Below are 742 nucleotides of genomic sequence, written 5' to 3'. Positions count from 1 at the left end.
CGCCAAACCGCCCCGCGCCCCGCGCGGCCCGCTTCCCGGCGTGGGCAACCTGCTGAGTTTGCTGCGCGACCGCCGCTTCCACCTGTTTGTGGGCTTCGGGTTGCTGCTGGGCAGCCTCTACCTCACCATTGCCTTCACGTCATTCCTCTTCACCGGCCACGCCGACCAGAGCGTGGTGGGCGCCATGAGCACCATCCCGGTGAAGGAAGCCGGCGCCGAATCGCACAACTGGCTGGGCCTGCTCGGGGCCTGGGCCGCCGAGTTGTTCATCTACAAGCTGTTCGGTGTGGCGGCGTTTGCGCTGATTCCGGTGGTGTTTTTCCTCGGGTATAAGATTGTGTTCCGCACCACGCCGGTGTCGGTGAGCTATACGCTGGCGCTGGGCCTGTTCACGATGGCCTGGCTGAGCGTGCTGCTGGGCTACGTAGTGGTGAGCCTCGACGGGGCCGACCCGGTGCTGGCCCATCGCCTCGACTTTCTGTGCGGCGGCGTGGGCTTCGAGGCCGCTTCGTGGCTCAATAGCCTCATTGGCTGGGGCACGGTGCTGCTGCTGGCCTTCGTGCTGATTTCGTTCGTGGTATTCTTCTTCAATGTGACGAGCCTGAACCTGGGCAGCTTCCGCCGCCTCAGCACCGAAGACGACCCTGAGGAAGACGCCGAGCTCGAAGCTGAAATCGCAGCCGAACAGGCTGCCGCCGCGACTCGCCCGGCTCCGGCGCCCGCCGTTCCCGCCGCGCCAGCC

General features: G+C 66.2%; 1 protein-coding gene. It reads left to right on the top strand.

Annotated features, from left to right (window positions below):
• The coding region (locus tag ACYVDE_RS25055; protein WP_460504227.1) for a DNA translocase FtsK 4TM domain-containing protein at positions 1 to 742 on the top strand (742 nt) is incomplete at both ends.

This window comes from Hymenobacter agri (genome assembly GCF_054778495.1).
This window is presented reverse-complemented; position numbering and strand designations above follow the sequence as displayed.